The sequence below is a fragment of the Pseudobdellovibrio sp. HCB154 genome, assembly GCF_046267985.1.
In the GTDB taxonomy this organism is placed as follows: Bacteria; Bdellovibrionota; Bdellovibrionia; order Bdellovibrionales; family Bdellovibrionaceae; genus Pseudobdellovibrio.
Map to the genome: position 1 here is coordinate 322,953 of NZ_CP176530.1, position 14,157 is coordinate 337,109.

17 protein-coding genes and 1 tRNA gene are annotated in these 14,157 nt (G+C 40.4%); 11 read left to right on the top strand and 7 right to left on the bottom strand.

Features of this window, described 5'->3' with window-relative positions; all coding sequences use genetic code 11:
- Nucleotides 1-16 precede the first annotated feature (16 nt).
- The 4 genes from ACKWCF_RS01715 to ACKWCF_RS01730 all read left to right on the top strand — a co-directional run bounded on the left by ACKWCF_RS01715 (nucleotide 17) and on the right by ACKWCF_RS01730 (nucleotide 3,632).
- On the top strand, nucleotides 17-1,543 hold the full coding sequence (locus ACKWCF_RS01715) for a SpoVR family protein (protein WP_409478964.1): 1,527 nt from the start codon (nucleotides 17-19) through the stop codon (nucleotides 1,541-1,543).
- Between the two features lie 111 nt (nucleotides 1,544-1,654).
- Nucleotides 1,655-2,041 carry a stress response translation initiation inhibitor YciH gene (locus ACKWCF_RS01720; protein ID WP_409478965.1) on the top strand — a complete coding sequence of 129 codons (387 nt, stop codon included), beginning with the start codon at nucleotides 1,655-1,657 and terminating at the stop codon, nucleotides 2,039-2,041.
- Nucleotides 2,042-2,044: 3 nt separating this feature from the next.
- Complete coding sequence (locus ACKWCF_RS01725) at nucleotides 2,045-2,752, top strand: response regulator transcription factor (RefSeq protein WP_409478966.1); 708 nt, start codon at nucleotides 2,045-2,047, stop codon at nucleotides 2,750-2,752.
- 76 nt (nucleotides 2,753-2,828) lie between these two features.
- A complete protein-coding gene (locus tag ACKWCF_RS01730) occupies nucleotides 2,829-3,632 on the top strand; it encodes a M48 family metallopeptidase (RefSeq protein WP_409478967.1) in 804 nt (267 codons plus the stop codon).
- On the opposite strand, the gene tadA is transcribed toward ACKWCF_RS01730, so the two are convergent.
- Nucleotides 3,625-4,107, bottom strand: a complete 483-nt coding sequence (gene tadA, locus ACKWCF_RS01735) for a tRNA adenosine(34) deaminase TadA (protein ID WP_409478968.1) — start codon at nucleotides 4,105-4,107, stop codon at nucleotides 3,625-3,627. The two genes, ACKWCF_RS01730 and tadA, sit on opposite strands and share 8 nt — an antisense overlap.
- Nucleotides 4,108-4,277: 170 nt before the next feature.
- Between tadA and rpsU the strand changes: the two genes are divergently transcribed.
- The 6 genes from rpsU (at nucleotide 4,278) to ACKWCF_RS01765 (ending at nucleotide 10,030) form a co-directional block, all read left to right on the top strand.
- The gene (gene rpsU, locus ACKWCF_RS01740) at nucleotides 4,278-4,484 is read left to right on the top strand and encodes a 30S ribosomal protein S21 (RefSeq protein WP_409478969.1); all 207 of its coding nucleotides are present in this window, start codon (nucleotides 4,278-4,280) and stop codon (nucleotides 4,482-4,484) included.
- Between the two features lie 84 nt (nucleotides 4,485-4,568).
- Nucleotides 4,569-5,015 carry a GatB/YqeY domain-containing protein gene (locus tag ACKWCF_RS01745; RefSeq protein WP_409478970.1) on the top strand — a complete coding sequence of 149 codons (447 nt, stop codon included), beginning with the start codon at nucleotides 4,569-4,571 and terminating at the stop codon, nucleotides 5,013-5,015.
- A gap of 1 nt (nucleotide 5,016) precedes the next feature.
- On the top strand, nucleotides 5,017-6,927 hold the full coding sequence (dnaG, locus tag ACKWCF_RS01750; RefSeq protein WP_409478971.1) for a DNA primase: 1,911 nt from the start codon (nucleotides 5,017-5,019) through the stop codon (nucleotides 6,925-6,927).
- Nucleotides 6,928-7,030: 103 nt separating this feature from the next.
- Entirely contained in the window at nucleotides 7,031-8,839 is a 1,809-nt protein-coding gene (gene rpoD, locus ACKWCF_RS01755; protein WP_409478972.1) for an RNA polymerase sigma factor RpoD, read from the top strand.
- Nucleotides 8,840-9,019: 180 nt separating this feature from the next.
- A complete protein-coding gene (locus tag ACKWCF_RS01760; RefSeq protein ID WP_409478973.1) occupies nucleotides 9,020-9,223 on the top strand; it encodes a hypothetical protein in 204 nt (67 codons plus the stop codon).
- Between the two features lie 84 nt (nucleotides 9,224-9,307).
- On the top strand, nucleotides 9,308-10,030 hold the full coding sequence (locus ACKWCF_RS01765) for a tRNA-uridine aminocarboxypropyltransferase (RefSeq protein ID WP_409478974.1): 723 nt from the start codon (nucleotides 9,308-9,310) through the stop codon (nucleotides 10,028-10,030).
- Nucleotides 10,031-10,032: 2 nt separating this feature from the next.
- On the opposite strand, the gene ACKWCF_RS01770 is transcribed toward ACKWCF_RS01765, so the two are convergent.
- Nucleotides 10,033-10,776 carry a hypothetical protein gene (locus ACKWCF_RS01770; protein ID WP_409478975.1) on the bottom strand — a complete coding sequence of 248 codons (744 nt, stop codon included), beginning with the start codon at nucleotides 10,774-10,776 and terminating at the stop codon, nucleotides 10,033-10,035.
- Nucleotides 10,777-10,893: 117 nt separating this feature from the next.
- Here ACKWCF_RS01770 and ACKWCF_RS01775 point away from each other — a divergent pair.
- Nucleotides 10,894-10,970, top strand: a tRNA-Ile gene (locus ACKWCF_RS01775).
- A gap of 21 nt (nucleotides 10,971-10,991) precedes the next feature.
- On the opposite strand, the gene ACKWCF_RS01780 is transcribed toward ACKWCF_RS01775, so the two are convergent.
- The 5 genes from ACKWCF_RS01780 to ACKWCF_RS01800 all read right to left on the bottom strand — a co-directional run bounded on the left by ACKWCF_RS01780 (nucleotide 10,992) and on the right by ACKWCF_RS01800 (nucleotide 14,098).
- On the bottom strand, nucleotides 10,992-11,924 hold the full coding sequence (locus tag ACKWCF_RS01780; RefSeq protein WP_409478976.1) for a hypothetical protein: 933 nt from the start codon (nucleotides 11,922-11,924) through the stop codon (nucleotides 10,992-10,994).
- 67 nt (nucleotides 11,925-11,991) lie between these two features.
- Nucleotides 11,992-12,846, bottom strand: coding sequence for a pseudouridine synthase family protein (locus ACKWCF_RS01785; RefSeq protein WP_409478977.1), 855 nt, complete (start codon nucleotides 12,844-12,846; stop codon nucleotides 11,992-11,994).
- A 21-nt stretch (nucleotides 12,847-12,867) separates the two neighbouring features.
- The gene (locus tag ACKWCF_RS01790) at nucleotides 12,868-13,230 is read right to left on the bottom strand and encodes a DUF1428 domain-containing protein (RefSeq protein ID WP_409478978.1); all 363 of its coding nucleotides are present in this window, start codon (nucleotides 13,228-13,230) and stop codon (nucleotides 12,868-12,870) included.
- A gap of 107 nt (nucleotides 13,231-13,337) precedes the next feature.
- Nucleotides 13,338-13,766 (bottom strand): SRPBCC family protein, encoded by a 429-nt coding sequence (locus ACKWCF_RS01795; protein WP_409478979.1) that lies wholly within the window; start codon nucleotides 13,764-13,766, stop codon nucleotides 13,338-13,340.
- Nucleotides 13,763-14,098, bottom strand: a complete 336-nt coding sequence (locus ACKWCF_RS01800; RefSeq protein WP_409478980.1) for an ArsR/SmtB family transcription factor — start codon at nucleotides 14,096-14,098, stop codon at nucleotides 13,763-13,765. The genes ACKWCF_RS01795 and ACKWCF_RS01800 overlap by 4 nt, the downstream gene beginning before the upstream one ends.
- Nucleotides 14,099-14,157: the final 59 nt, after the last annotated feature.

Here is a 14,157-nt window from a genome sequence, read left to right on the forward strand (position 1 = left end):
TCTTTGGAGGCCACCGATGGCAAATTTAACTCTAGAACTTGAAACAGAAAGAAAAAAAATCTGCCAAGTCGCTAAAAACGTCGGCCTTGATTGTTTTGAAACTATTTTCGAATTAATCAGCTACGATCAAATCAGCCAATTTGCCAGTTACGGAGGTTTTCCCGTACGTTATCCACACTGGAAATTCGGTATGGAGTACGAACAGCTTTCAAAATCTTACGAATACGGTTTATCTAAAATCTACGAAATGGTGATTAACACTGATCCTTGTTATGCGTACCTGATGGAAGGTAATTCCATGATGGACCAAAAACTTGTGATGGCGCATGTGTATGGTCACTGTGATTTTTTTAAAAATAATATCTGGTTTTCAAAAACCAACCGTAAAATGATGGATCAGATGGCGAATCATGCAACCCGCATTCGCCGTTATATCGATCGTTATGGTTATGAAGAGGTTGAACGCTTCATTGATACTTGTTTAAGTTTAGAAAATTTAATTGATCGTTACTCAATTTTAAACGGGCCGACGCAGTTTACTGAGAAAAAACCTCAGGTGCGTGAAGCTGATTTCGTATTCCAGGTTGAAAAGTCTTACATGAAAAACTATATCAACCCGCCAGATGTGGTTGAAGAGTTTAAAAAAGATCAAATGCAGAAGTTGCAAGATAAAGCACAGTTCCCGGCCGATCCGGTTCGCGATATCTTAACATTTTTAATTCATTATGCCCCATTAGAAGAGTGGCAGCAGGATATTTTATCAATTGTAAAAGATGAAGCGTACTATTTTGCTCCGCAAGGAATGACCAAAACAATGAATGAAGGTTGGGCTTCGTACTGGCATTCGCACATTATGACTAAATATATTCTTAATGATTCCGAAATCATCGACTTTGCCGACCACCATGCCGGCACCATGTTTATGAAAATGGGGGGGTATAACCCCTATAAAGTAGGCATCGAGTTGATGAGAGACATCGAAGAAAGATGGAATAAAGGAAAATTTGGTCGCGAGTGGGATGAGTGCGACGATGTTAAAGAACGAAAAAATTGGGACCGTAAGCTCAATTTAGGGCGCGAGAAGATCTTTGAGGTGCGTAAGCTTTATAATGACGTAACATTTATTGACGAGTTTTTAACAGAGGACTTCTGTGTTCGTAACAAAATGTTTGTTTACAAAATGAATAAAGAAACCGGCAAATTTGAAGTCGACACGCGTGACTTTAAAGCAATTAAGGCGCAGCTCCTGTTCCAGCTAGCTAATTTTGGCCAGCCAATCATTAAAATCGAGAATGCGAACTTCGAAAACAGGGGGGAGTTGCTTCTTCGTCATGTTCATGAAGGTTTAGATCTACAGCCTAATTATATGGATGCCACAATGAAAAACTTAAACAAACTGTGGAAGCGTCCGGTAAATATAATTACAGTTATGGATAACGAGCCGCAGCTTTTCAGATTCGACGGCAAAGAATATACAAAGCACAGCTTATCGGAAAAAACGAATTCTCAAGCTGAGCCGTCTCACAAAGAATCGGGAAGTTAAGTTTTCTTAACAATATCGTTTCAACAAGATTCGGATTTACGAATTTTCATTTTTTCGCATAGCTATTTGACAAAATAGTGTAATATTAATCTTAACGAGCGAGAGTTCGTTATGCGGAATGAGGAACGTAATCTGGATAATAAAAACCGCGTCTTAGTCTACAGCGATGATCCAAAGGATCAGGCGAAAATGTCAGGTGAACACGAAAGACAAGCTTTCGAAGCCGAACAAAAAGCCCTAGTTGCTGATAAAAAATTTGTGGTCGTTTTTCGAATCGAGAAAAACGGTCGCGGTGGCAAGACGGTTACTGTCTTAGATCAATTACCGGCCTACGATCCATTCCTCAAAGATTTAACAAAAGAATTGAAAGCTAAATGCGGTGTCGGTGGAAGTTATTTCATCGAAGGAAATAGGGGCTGCATTGAGATTCAAGGCGATAAGCGGGATGCGATTAAAAAGATATTGGATGTCAAAACTATGAAGTATAAAGGGGCCTAATAAATGAATAAAGTCGTCATCATAGATGATCTAGTGGATAGCTGCTCAGTGATCTCAGAAATTCTTAGTCCTTATTTCGAGTGTAAATCAACTTCTGAGTCGCACTCAGCTTTAGACCTTATTTTAGAGTTTAAACCAAATATCGTCTTAATGGATTACCAAATGCCGCGTGTGAATGGTGCAGAACTTTGTAAATCTTTAAAAGAGAACCCAGCAACTAAAGATATCCCAATTATCTTTATGTCGGGTGTAGCGACGGAAGATGAGCGCGTAGAAACTTTAGAATTAGGTGGCGATGACTTTATTGCGAAGCCTTTTCACCCTAAAGAGTTGATCTTAAGACTTAAAAAAAGAATCCAAGGTTACACAGTTAAACCACCGATTGATAACCATGCGGTGATTGCGAATGTGAATGCATCAACATTAGCTGTAGGTAATTTAAAAATGAATCTGAATTCACGTTTAGTGTATGTGAATGAGCGTGAAATCACATTAACTCCTAAACAGTTTGAAATTTTAAAACTGTTGATCGAAAACCAGAACCATCTGGTATCCCGCAGCACTTTTATGGAAGAAGTGTGGGGGCATTTCGAAGTGACTCCAAGAAACGTGGATTCACAAATCAACTACCTGAAAAAGAAAATTGAAGGATTTCAGGGCATTATCACAGCGGTACCAAGTTTCGGTTACCGATTAGATTATAAAATGTAGCCTCGTAGCCTGGGGCTATTTGCTACGGGTCAATCAGGGTTGATCTCGTAGCGAAAATCTAGTTAGTATTGTAGCCATGAAAATTACAAAACTACTTCTTATCGCCTTTTCTTTTTTAATCGTAAGCTGCAAAACGAATCCTGAATCTGCGGGAATTAGCGAAGACGAAATTAATGTCGAAGCGGCCAAAGCTTACGCCGAAGTAAAGTCTAAATCTAAAATTTCAACAAACCAAGAATGGACCGCGATGGTTAACCGCGTGGCTAAACGTATCGCTTTAGCTTCAGGTAAACCCTACAACTGGGAAGTTATTCTTATCGAAAGCCCGGAAGTAAACGCCTGGTGTATGCCTGGCGGTAAGATGGCCGTTTATACAGGAATTCTACCTGTGGTAAAAACCGAAGCCGCCTTAGCTGCGGTGATGGGGCATGAAGTAGCGCATGCAACTTTAAAACACGGCTTAGCTCACTATGCGCGCGCCAAACAAAGCAATATGATCGGCGCTGTTGTTGGTGTTGGAACTGTGCTTGCGGGTGAGCTTTTATGTAAAACAGATTCATGTAAAAAATGGGCGCAAATCGGCGGGATCGCTGGCGGTTTCGCCGTGGCATTCTTCGATATGAAATTTTCGCGTGAAGATGAATCTTCTGCAGACAAAGAAGGTCAAATCTATATGGCCGATGCGGGTTATGAACCGAGTGAGTCTATTAAATTATGGGAACGTATGGGCGCCGCTGGCGGAGCTAAACCACCAGAGCTTTTATCAACACATCCGTCGGATACGAGCCGTCGTTCTAACTTAACGGCCTGGTTACCGGCGGCACAGGCCCGTTACCAAGCGGCTCCGCAAAAATTTGGCTTAGGCGCTACGATTAAGTAGATTTTTTTTCTGATCTTTTTTGTTTGAAGAAATTTTTTAGGAGTGTGCTGCACTCGTGTTGCATGAGTCCGTTTTCGGCTGTGAATCTGTGATTTAGTTTGGCGTGTTTTGATAGATCTTCTAATGAGCCCATGGCTCCGGCTTTGGGGTCGTGAGTGGCGAAGACTACGCGTTTGATTCTTGATTGTACTAGGGCTCCGGCGCACATGTAGCAGGGTTCAAGGGTTACATAGAGGGTGCAGTCGATTAAGCGCCATGAGTTTTTGGATTTGCAGGCTCTGTGAAGGGCCACTAGTTCGGCGTGGCCTAAAACAGTATTTAGTTGTTCGCGCTTGTTGCCAGATTTTCCGATGACCTTACCTTCGGCATCGACCACTACGGCGCCGATCGGTACTTCGCCCTTTAATTGGGCGTTTTTGGCCAATTTGAAGGCTAATTGCATGAATTTATGGTCGTGTTCGGTGAATTGATCCATCTACCTGGTCAGTCTTAGTATAAATCCTCGAATTTTTTAACTAAATGGTCTTGCTGCGGCCAGTCATTAAGTGTAAATACAGTCCTCGGTTGTTAATACTTTCTATTCATTTTGAATTTGTACAAATACAGCATTCAAAAAATCCACAGCGGAAGGCAGGTGAATATCTTATGGCATTAGTTAAAATCAGAGACGGCGAATCTTTCGAATCAGCATTCAGAAAGTTCAAAAAGTCTTGTGAGAAAGCTGGTATCCTTTCAGAAGTTAAAAAACGCGAACACTTCGAAAAACCAAGCGTATCTGCTAAGAAAAAATCTATCGCTGCTCGTAAACGCGCTACGAAAAAAACTCGTGGTGGTTTCAGAGACCGCGACTAGTTCGTAATTTTATTACAAGCTTATAGAGCTCTTAGGGATTTATTTCTTAAGAGCTCTTTTTATTTAATCAAAAGGAGCCCGCTCATGGAACTTAAAGATCAAATCATGGCTGATATCAAAGCTGCAATGATTGCCAAAGATTCAGTAAAATTAAACACTCTTCGTTTTTTACACGCGGCAATTAAGCAAAAAGAAATCGACTCTCGTCCGAATCCATTAACAGCTGACGATGTTATGGCTGTTTTAAAAAAATTAGTTAAACAACGTAAAGAATCTATCGACCAATTTGCAAACGCAGGTCGTACTGATTTAGTTGATGCTGAAACAGCTGAATTAAAAGTTATGGAAGTTTACTTACCGGCACAAATGTCTCGTGAGCAAATTGAACAAGTTGTTGCTGACGTTATTAAAGAAACAGGCGCTTCATCTATCAAAGATATGGGCACTGTGATGAAAGCTGTTCAAGCTAAAACTGCTGGAACTGCTGACGGTAAAACAATTAGCGAAGTGATTAAATCAAAACTTAACTAAGTTGGGATTTAAGCAAGAATTCATCGACAAGGTTACGCAAGCATCAAACCTTGTCGAGATCATTTCACAATACACAACGTTGAAACCCAGTGGCCGTGGCCATATGGGTCGTTGTCCTTTTCCTGATCACCAGGAGAAGACGGCTTCATTTTCTGTCAGCGAATTCAAAGGTGTTTACCATTGTTTTGGCTGTAAAAAATCCGGCAACGTCGTTTCATTCTTGCGTGATTTTAACGGCATGAATTTTCGTGAAGCGATTGAATATTTAGCTGAACGAAACGGTATTGTGATCACTGACGATTGTTACGAAAATAATCGTCCAGACCAACCTTTAGAAAACAAAGATCACAAAAAAACTTTATTGCACGCTAATAAAATTGCCGCTGAATTTTTTCGTGAATCTCTTAAGCGCCAAGCAACCGATTCTCCGGTTCGCCAGTACGTTTTAAAAAGAAAATTAAATCCAGAAACTTTAGAAGAATTTCAAATCGGTTATGCGCCGAATGAATGGGAAGCCTTAGCTGGCCAACTGAATCGCAGTTCGATTCCGCACGCGGTGTCTGAAGAAGCGCAGTTGTTGAAACGACGTAAAGAAGGAACAGGTTATTTTGATTTGTTCCGTGACCGTTTAATGTTTCCGATTCATTCACCAACTGGTGAAGTGTTAGCCTTCGGTGGTCGTATCATCGAACAAGGCGAACCAAAATATTTAAATTCTCCTGAAACTCCGGTGTTTCATAAAGGCAGTGTGTTGTATGGTCTTGCACAGACAGCAAAACATGTTCGCTCTGAAGATTTAGTTTTAGTCGTTGAAGGCTACATGGATTTAGTCTCGCTTTATCAAGCGGGAATTAAAAATGTTGTTGCAACTATGGGTACGGCATTAACCCCAGACCATGCGAAACTCATCAAACGATTAACGAACAACGTTGTTGTTCTATTCGATGGAGATGACGCTGGTAAAATGGCCGCAGAACGCAGTCTTCCTATTCTACTTTCACAAGGTTTGTTCCCGCGTGGGATTACCTTAACCGAGGCGAAAGACCCTGACGAATTTGTTATTAAATTCGGATTAGACGCTTTAAAAAAAGAAATCGAAAAAGCTCCTGACCTGTTCAAAGTCATTCTTAAATCGTGGATGACTGAGTACCGTGGTGAGGCTTCTGACAAAGTAAAACTAGTTGATAAGATCAAACCGGTATTTGATGTTATGGCTGATCAGCGTCTTAAAAGCCTGTATGCCGACGATCTTTGCCAGATTATGGGAGTCAATAAAGACTGGCTTAGGAATTCTTTTCAGGGTAATGCCGCAGGGCGCAGCCAAGGTTTTGGCTCTTTTGCGAATGCAAATACGCAAAGAAATTTCGTGACAGAGACGCCAACGCCTGTGCTTGCGGCAGCGTCCGAAGCTGCAAAAGCAGACGAAAATGCGCAAATTAAAATTTCAGATGCCTCTAAAGTCGAGCTGATGTTATTGCAAAATACCCTCAAGAGTCGTGCCAATTTCGCTCTGATGAGTGACCTACAAGAGCCTCTGACTTTCACGCAATTATTAAGCCAAATCAAACACTTAGGTGTTAGGCAAATCCTCGAAAATGCCGAGCAAGTTTATAGACAAGATGCTGAAAAGTTTGATAGGTTGGTCAGTCAGCTGATTGATAAAATTGATAAACCTGAGTTGCTTTTTCAAAATTCAAAACTCGACATCGCCCAAATCGGCGAATTCGACGAAGAAAAAGAAAAAAAACTTATCGTTGATTTGATTTCTAGAATTCAGCAAGAGTTTATAAAAGATCAGGCAAAAAGATTGGCGTTGGATTTAAAATCAAATACGACAGACGCCGAAATGCTCAGACAGTTTTCTGAGTTACAAAAAAGCCGTCTCGCTCTTAAGGGCGAATCTAAAAAATAAGCTCGCTATTTTTGTTTTTTTAAATTGTGGCTCAATACTTTAGAAAAAGGTTTGCGGAACGCGAATCAAAAAAAATGTTGAGCTAGTAAGTAGCTGAGGACAGATGACGAATAACCAAGACAAAAATGAATTAAGAATTTTAACTGCTGCTGAACAAGAAGTGTTAGCAAAAGAAGAAGTTCAAAAATTGTTGAAGCTGGCTAAAGATAAAGGCCGCTTAACAATCGAAGAGATCAATGAATCTCTTCCGCAAGAAATTATCGCAGCTAGCGTTCTTGATGGTTTAATGCAAACCCTTGAAGCTAACGGCGTGGTTATCACTGAGCACACTGAAGCGGCTCGCGAAGATGATAAAGACGAATTCCTGTCAAAAGTAGACGACGAGGAAGAAGACGAAGAAGAATTAAAAGAAGCTGAAGACGTTAAGGGTTCTGACCCTGTTCGTTTATACCTACGTAAAATGGGTTCAGTTTCATTACTTACACGTGAAGGTGAAGTTGAGATCGCCCGCCGTATTGAAAAAGGTGAGCGTGAGATCGTTCGTGCGATGTTAATGTCGCCACTAGGTACATGGGAAATCATCAACTTAGGTAAACGCCTTGATCAAGGCCGTATCAAAGTTAAATCGATCTTCCGTGGTTTAGAAGACGAAGATACTCAGTACGATGAAAAAGAGTACATCGAAAAAATTCACCAATTAATCGGTATCGTTACGAAATACCAAAAAGACACAGAAAAAGCTTTCACAGCTTTACGTGATGAAAACATCAAAGCTGATGTTAAAGCAAAATTGACTGACGAAACTCGCGTAATCAATGAAGCGTTGATGGCGAACTTTGAATCAATCAACTTCAACCGTAAAACGATCAACCGTGTTGTTATTAAGTTCAAAAACTTAGTAAACCGCATGGGTACATTACGTCGTCGTATTAAAGATGGCGTTGAGAAAACTTTCTCTAAAGACGTAGCAACATTAGTTGAGCGTTTAAAAGTGATCGAAACGAATGAAAAAGAATTAACAAAAACAACTCGCGATACAGGTTTAAGCTACGGTCGTTTCCGTACTTATGCTTTACAAGCGCAAGAAGCTGAAGAGCGTCTTAAACGTTTACATGACGACACAGAGATGAACTTCCGTTGGATTCAAGAAACTTACACAGCTATTTGGAAAGGTGAGCGTGAAGCTGACTTAGCTAAATCTGAGTTAGTAGAAGCGAACTTACGTTTAGTTGTTTCTATCGCGAAGAAATACACGAATCGTGGTTTACAATTCTTAGATTTAATCCAAGAAGGTAATATCGGTCTTATGAAAGCCGTTGATAAGTTTGAATACCGTCGTGGTTACAAATTTTCGACGTATGCGACTTGGTGGATCCGTCAAGCGATCACTCGCGCGATTGCCGACCAAGCTAGAACTATCCGTATTCCAGTTCACATGATCGAGACGATCAATAAACTTGTTAGAACACAGCGTTTATTAATCCAAGAGTTAGGCCGTGAGGCGACGCCGGAAGAAATCGCCGATCGTATGGATATGCCGGTAGATAAAGTTCGCAAAGTATTAAAAATTGCGAAAGAGCCAATCAGCTTAGAAACTCCAGTAGGTGAAGAAGAAGATTCTCACTTAGGAGATTTTATCGAAGATAAAAAAGTGATCAATCCTGCTGAAGCGATTGTGAACTTAAACTTAGCTGAGCAAACTCGTCGTGTGTTATCGACTTTAACTCCGCGTGAAGAAAAAGTATTACGTATGCGTTTCGGTATCGGTGAAGAATCGGATCACACTCTTGAAGAGGTTGGTCAGGATTTCAACGTAACTCGTGAGCGTATCCGTCAGATCGAAGCTAAGGCGTTACGTAAATTACGTCACCCTTCTCGTAGCAACAAACTTAAAACTTTCGTTGATAGCTAGGCTGTTAGAGGCTGCGCTTGCAGCTTGCTAAAAGATAAAAATAGAATTTTAAAAGGGAGATCAAACGATCTCCCTTTTTTTATGCCTGAATTTATTTATTAAACCGAAGATCGTTGTTCCCGAAATGCCCTAAAAAACTTGGGATGAAAAATTGCAGCCTTGGCTTTGGGGAGGTGTTTCATGAAACCCAAAGATTTAATCACTGAAGAAGATTTCACAAGAAAAACAGCGGGCCATGTGCCTAAGTCTCCGCAACGTGATAGCCCAGGCGATTCGGCTGCTAATCAAAACCTAGAAGTTGAAATGGGCATTAACTACGATCCTGAAGAAGAGCCTCGTAGCAAACGTAAGAAAGATATTCCGGCATTTGATAAGAGCCACTAGCTGTTCACTCAACCATAGTCTTATTTATGCGGTATAAAACGGCCTCAAGCTATTCACCGGGGTGTCGTTTGTTATGATAGACGAATGAATATAAACGACTATCGCCGCAAAAAAGACGAACATTTAGCTTTGCAGCCGACCTATAGAAACCTTTGCACCACATGCCTGCAGCCTGATTTTGGTTGTTACTGTCAGCTTGTAAAGCCCATCGATAGTGTTATTAACTTTGTTATTCTCATTCATCCCATAGAAGCCAAACGAAGAATTGCTACCGGCCGTATGGCGCATCTTTGTCTTAAGGGTTCACATCTGATCAAGGGAATTAACTACACTCACAATGACGAACTTAATGCTTTAATTGCGGACCCTGAATATCACACGGTGATCATGTATCCAGGGCAGCAAGCGGTGAATATTTCTTCGCTTTCATTTGAGCAGCGCGCAGAGCAGTTTTTAACGGGTAAAAAATTAAGAATTTTAGTGATTGATGGCACTTGGGCTACGGCTCGTAAAATGCTTAACCAAAGTGAAAATTTAAAAAAGCTTCCGCGGGTTTGTTTTAGCCCAGCGAAGCCTTCGAATTTTCGTGTGCGCAAACAGCCTAAGGATTTTTGTTATTCGACCATCGAAGCGATTCATCACACGATAGATCTGTTTCACGGGGAGTCAGTGATTCCACGCAAGCATGATCACTTATTGGAAGTGTTCGATTCTATGGTTGAAAAACAGTTAAACGTTATGAAAGAAGTTCGTTTGAACCTGCGCGAGGCCACTTACCGCCGCGAAGGTCAAACTAAAGTAGGCTAAACCTACTTCATTAAACGGCGTAAAATAAAATAGTAGTGTGAACGTGTTGGAAGACCTTTAAACGATTCACACATTAATGACTTTGGTAAACAGTCTGATTCAGAGCTAATCGTTTCGTATTCGTCACCTAAACCCAGCATATGACCTAATTCGTGGGCCACAGAAGTCGCACTCCAGTTGCGGTTCCATTGTGTATCGTAAGGCCCGCGTGTGTCATCTTGCAGAAGAACTGAGTAGTGCGCCACAAAGGGATTGTTCACCACTTGAAACTGAAATTTATATTTAAAATCTAACGGTAAAATATTGGTGTTCCAGATTTTTTCAGCTTGCGCGAATTTTGTTTTAAAGTTTTCAATATCTTGGCCTTCTGGATCAATGAAGAACACTTTTACTTTTAAAGTCACATCATTGGCGCTATTAAAAATCACATCGTAATTATATTTTTTCGGAACAAAACCGATATAAGTGATGTTTCCCGCAATTTCAGTTTTACGGTTAAAGTGGGTCGCACTTAAATAACTGGGCTGCGGAAAATACTGCAGAGAATCTAATAAATGCACACGAAACGATTTAAAGGCACGGTCAGGCTGGCTTGCGCGATCTTGTGCCGGAATTAATTGTTCGTAGAGCCAACGGTATTTTTCAGGGTCAACCGCCTCTGTGTGTTGTTCAGCTGTTGCTTGCGCTAAAGCGGATTGCAATAAAATGATGATAGATAGAACAAAAAACTTAAAAGAGATTGGCATAGGCGAAGTATTTCGCAAAATAAGTGACCTAATCAAGAGTTTTTCTTGGCGTCGCTGATTGATCTCCTATATTCGTTTTGATAGGCTTTAAGCATCGTTTTAATCATATATTCCGGTGGGGGTATAGCTTAGTTGGTTAAAGCAATCGGCTCATAACCGATGGATCCGGGGTTCAAGTCCCTGTGCCCCTACCACTTCATTTGTAAATCGCCCTATTAGATGCCGTAAAATTCAAAAACTTTTAACGCAAGATCTAATTCCGTATCTAAATCTAAAACTTCTTTTGGTAAGTTAAGAATTGGTTGTTTTGATTTTTTGTGAAGATGACTTAGTTTTGTTTCAGCAGATTTCCAGTAAAGGGCTTGCCATTCGGGGTTTGTGATTTGGGTAAAAGTCTCGCTGAGTTCCATTCCTCGGCGATACGCGACCTTGTTGATGGCTGTTTGGCCCGGTAATACGTAATTGAGTGCATTCAAAATGTCGTCATTGTGAATGCGTTCCATCGCGCAGTAAGTTGTCACTAACGTCGCTAACAAATAATTTCGGTATGTTTCTTTAGATTGTTCAGAATAATTATCTTTACCGCTGGGGCGATAGATAACTTTTAAACGCTCAAGTGGTGTTGATAGTTTTTTTCCGATTTGATCGGCCATCGCCAGATCGAGTGTGACAACCAGGCTTTCGGCAAAATTAAGATAACGACAAAAACTTTCTTTGTCTTTGGGTGCGGGCGGCAGAAGCTGCCACAAGATACGATGATTCTGCTCATGGAAGATAGAAATTTCGGTGAAGCTGGTTAAGGCTTCAAGCATTTCGGTCGCATTTGCGACGTATTGACCATAGTCTTTAAACCACATCAATTCGGATAAGGCCGGTGTGAAATCAATTTCATTTTTAAAAAGATCCTGGGTGCTAAGGCCCCGCATCGTTGAACAAACACGGGGTTGAAAACGTCCACCTATTTTTAAATAAGTTTGGCGACTTTTGCGATAAATCGAACTTAAAGACAGCAGCTGATGATCGAAAGGGTATTCCGGTAAAACCCATTTTTGATACGACTTCTGAAGAGGTACAGCGCATACATCTTCGATATCGCGCAAAAATTTTTTGACGTTCATTTTATCTTTAGTTGGGCTGGTCTTTTTCATAGCTTAACTTATAGTTTATATTCGGTTCAGTGCCAACAGAAACACTTAATCAGCAGCAAGTGTAGTTCTAGACTGACGTAAATTCTTCGCTGATATTGAATTTCAGATGCTCATCGTTACAGTAAAATTCAATTTCACATGATCGCAGAGCTATGGAATCTTTTTTAAAAGGCAATTTAGCACCGTACAGAGTATCACCCACTATGGGTGCCTGTAGGTGTGATAGTTGCGATCTGATCTGATGAGTTCGACCAGTGAGTAAATTAATTTTTACCCAACTTTGGTTAGGCGAGATTTCTTTTTGTTCTAATATTTCTAATTCGCAGATATCCCAGCCATCTATCAGGGTATCTGATAATTTTTTAGGTCTTCCTGAAGCTGGATTCATATAATGAGTTAGTCGCTTGGGAAGTTTTTTTGAGCTTTCAATAAGAGCCACATACTTTTTGCGGATTGTTCGCTCTTGCAGTTGCACATTAAAACTTTTTACAAACGATTGTTTTTTAGCATAAACAATTAAGCCCGAAGTTAAAGTATCAAGTCGGTGAGTCACAAACAGTGGAATATTTTTAGCCAAGCTAGTTTGCGTAAGCGCGTTCTCAAGAATATTATCATTTGTCGGATGGCTTGGAATTCCTGAGGGCTTATTTAACACTAAACAGAAATCATTTTCAAAAATGACTAAAGATTTCCAAGGGTAGCTGCAATTGTATCTGCGCGGACTTAGATGTGTTCGTATTACGTATTTTTGAAAGACAAAGCCATCTTTGGTTTGGCGTTCGTCATTAACAAAGATGGCGCCTAGATCTATCAACGTTTTAAACTCTTTCGAGTTGATAGAGTATTCATCATAAAGAATTTCGCTTAGCAAATTTGGTTGTCGAACTTCAAAATGCTTTACGCTGTCGTCAGGGCTGGCCATCTCATACGTCGCTTTTCTACGTTAGCCTTGAATTAAAGTTTTGAAACCGCCGTAAGCCATTTTTGATACGTCAAAAGGCATTGCGAAGTTTTCTGCACCTGGCATTTCGCCGAATTCTTTGTGGACTTTTTTATTGACCTGATTGCGATGAGCTTTTGATTTAAATACAATGAAAGCAAATATCACTGTTTCATTTTTTTTAGTTTTACACATTGTCGGAAAGTTCAGGCTATACGGCGCTTTTACATCATCAGCTATGCACTCGTAGTAAGCCAGGGCTCCGTGCTTCATCCAAGTTTTGCAGCCAAGTTTAGCCATTTTTTTGTAGGCAGCTACTTTGTTTTTCGGAATCGGGATAACAAATCCATCAACGTATGTACTCATAAATACTCCTTAAGATAGACCTATTATTCAGAACTTAAGATTTTTAAGAAAGCTATTTCGCACGGCACGAAGGTAAATAGACTTTCGTGCCCCATTCTTTTTAAAAACTATTTTTTCTTTTTAGCAGTTTTCACAAATTGTTTTGGAAAAACATCTAAGAACTCGTTCCAGCCTTCGATATGGGCTTTGCCTTTTGAGCTGTTCGGTAAATCTGTGTGTAACAGAGTCATCAGTGTATTTTCGCCAGCTTTTTTAAAAGTGACTGTCACTGTAGATTCTTGGCCCTCAGTGTAAGGCGACATCCATGTGTACTGAGCTTGTTGTCCAGCTTTAAGTTTAGTAAAACGGCCGTAGTGGGGAGTTCCGCTCACTAACCAGTAAAAAAATCCATTAACTTTGGGAGTTAATAAAAGTTTTTCGCCGATGTTCCACGGAGTTCCTTTAGTTTTAGGGTTAAGCCACGCACGGTAAGCTTTTTCTGGAGTTGTCGATAGTGTGCGTTCGACTTTGACTTCAAGAGTGTCTGATTTTTTCATTTTCGTTTTTTCTCCTTAGTTTTTTTAGGTTGAAAATTTTTTGCAAATTCATCTAAACGGTCATTCCAGAAATGCTCGTACACATGAGCCCAAGCGGCCACTTCTTTTAAGGGCTCACCACGCAATGAAATAAAAACTTCGCGGCCTTTTTTTTCTTTTTCAATCAGTCCAGCGCGCTCTAGCAACTTAAGGTGTTTAGTCACCGAGTTAAGAGCCGTATCAAAAGGCTTTGCGATTTCAAGAAAGCCTGCGGGTCCATGCGAGAGCTGTTCAATAATTGCTCGGCGTGTAGGGTGTGAAATAGCGGTAAGTACATTTGATAAGCGGTCCATTTTTATATTACACCATAAGGTGTAATATTTTGCAAGTTCTATTAAAATAAAGCGTCTGG

What these genes read in the sequence shown, in the direction of transcription:
- ACKWCF_RS01715 (WP_409478964.1), top strand. Translation starts at nt 17, where the DNA reads ATGGCAAATTTAACTCTAGAACTTGAAACAGAAAGAAAAAAAATCTGC.
- ACKWCF_RS01720 (WP_409478965.1), top strand. Translation starts at nt 1,655, where the DNA reads ATGCGGAATGAGGAACGTAATCTGGATAATAAAAACCGCGTCTTAGTC.
- ACKWCF_RS01725 (WP_409478966.1), top strand. Translation starts at nt 2,045, where the DNA reads ATGAATAAAGTCGTCATCATAGATGATCTAGTGGATAGCTGCTCAGTG.
- ACKWCF_RS01730 (WP_409478967.1), top strand. Translation starts at nt 2,829, where the DNA reads ATGAAAATTACAAAACTACTTCTTATCGCCTTTTCTTTTTTAATCGTA.
- tadA (WP_409478968.1), bottom strand. Translation starts at nt 4,107, where the DNA reads ATGGATCAATTCACCGAACACGACCATAAATTCATGCAATTAGCCTTC.
- rpsU (WP_409478969.1), top strand. Translation starts at nt 4,278, where the DNA reads ATGGCATTAGTTAAAATCAGAGACGGCGAATCTTTCGAATCAGCATTC.
- ACKWCF_RS01745 (WP_409478970.1), top strand. Translation starts at nt 4,569, where the DNA reads ATGGAACTTAAAGATCAAATCATGGCTGATATCAAAGCTGCAATGATT.
- rpoD (WP_409478972.1), top strand. Translation starts at nt 7,031, where the DNA reads ATGACGAATAACCAAGACAAAAATGAATTAAGAATTTTAACTGCTGCT.
- ACKWCF_RS01760 (WP_409478973.1), top strand. Translation starts at nt 9,020, where the DNA reads ATGAAACCCAAAGATTTAATCACTGAAGAAGATTTCACAAGAAAAACA.
- ACKWCF_RS01765 (WP_409478974.1), top strand. Translation starts at nt 9,308, where the DNA reads ATGAATATAAACGACTATCGCCGCAAAAAAGACGAACATTTAGCTTTG.
- ACKWCF_RS01770 (WP_409478975.1), bottom strand. Translation starts at nt 10,776, where the DNA reads ATGCCAATCTCTTTTAAGTTTTTTGTTCTATCTATCATCATTTTATTG.
- ACKWCF_RS01780 (WP_409478976.1), bottom strand. Translation starts at nt 11,924, where the DNA reads ATGAAAAAGACCAGCCCAACTAAAGATAAAATGAACGTCAAAAAATTT.
- ACKWCF_RS01785 (WP_409478977.1), bottom strand. Translation starts at nt 12,846, where the DNA reads ATGGCCAGCCCTGACGACAGCGTAAAGCATTTTGAAGTTCGACAACCA.
- ACKWCF_RS01790 (WP_409478978.1), bottom strand. Translation starts at nt 13,230, where the DNA reads ATGAGTACATACGTTGATGGATTTGTTATCCCGATTCCGAAAAACAAA.
- ACKWCF_RS01795 (WP_409478979.1), bottom strand. Translation starts at nt 13,766, where the DNA reads ATGAAAAAATCAGACACTCTTGAAGTCAAAGTCGAACGCACACTATCG.
- ACKWCF_RS01800 (WP_409478980.1), bottom strand. Translation starts at nt 14,098, where the DNA reads ATGGACCGCTTATCAAATGTACTTACCGCTATTTCACACCCTACACGC.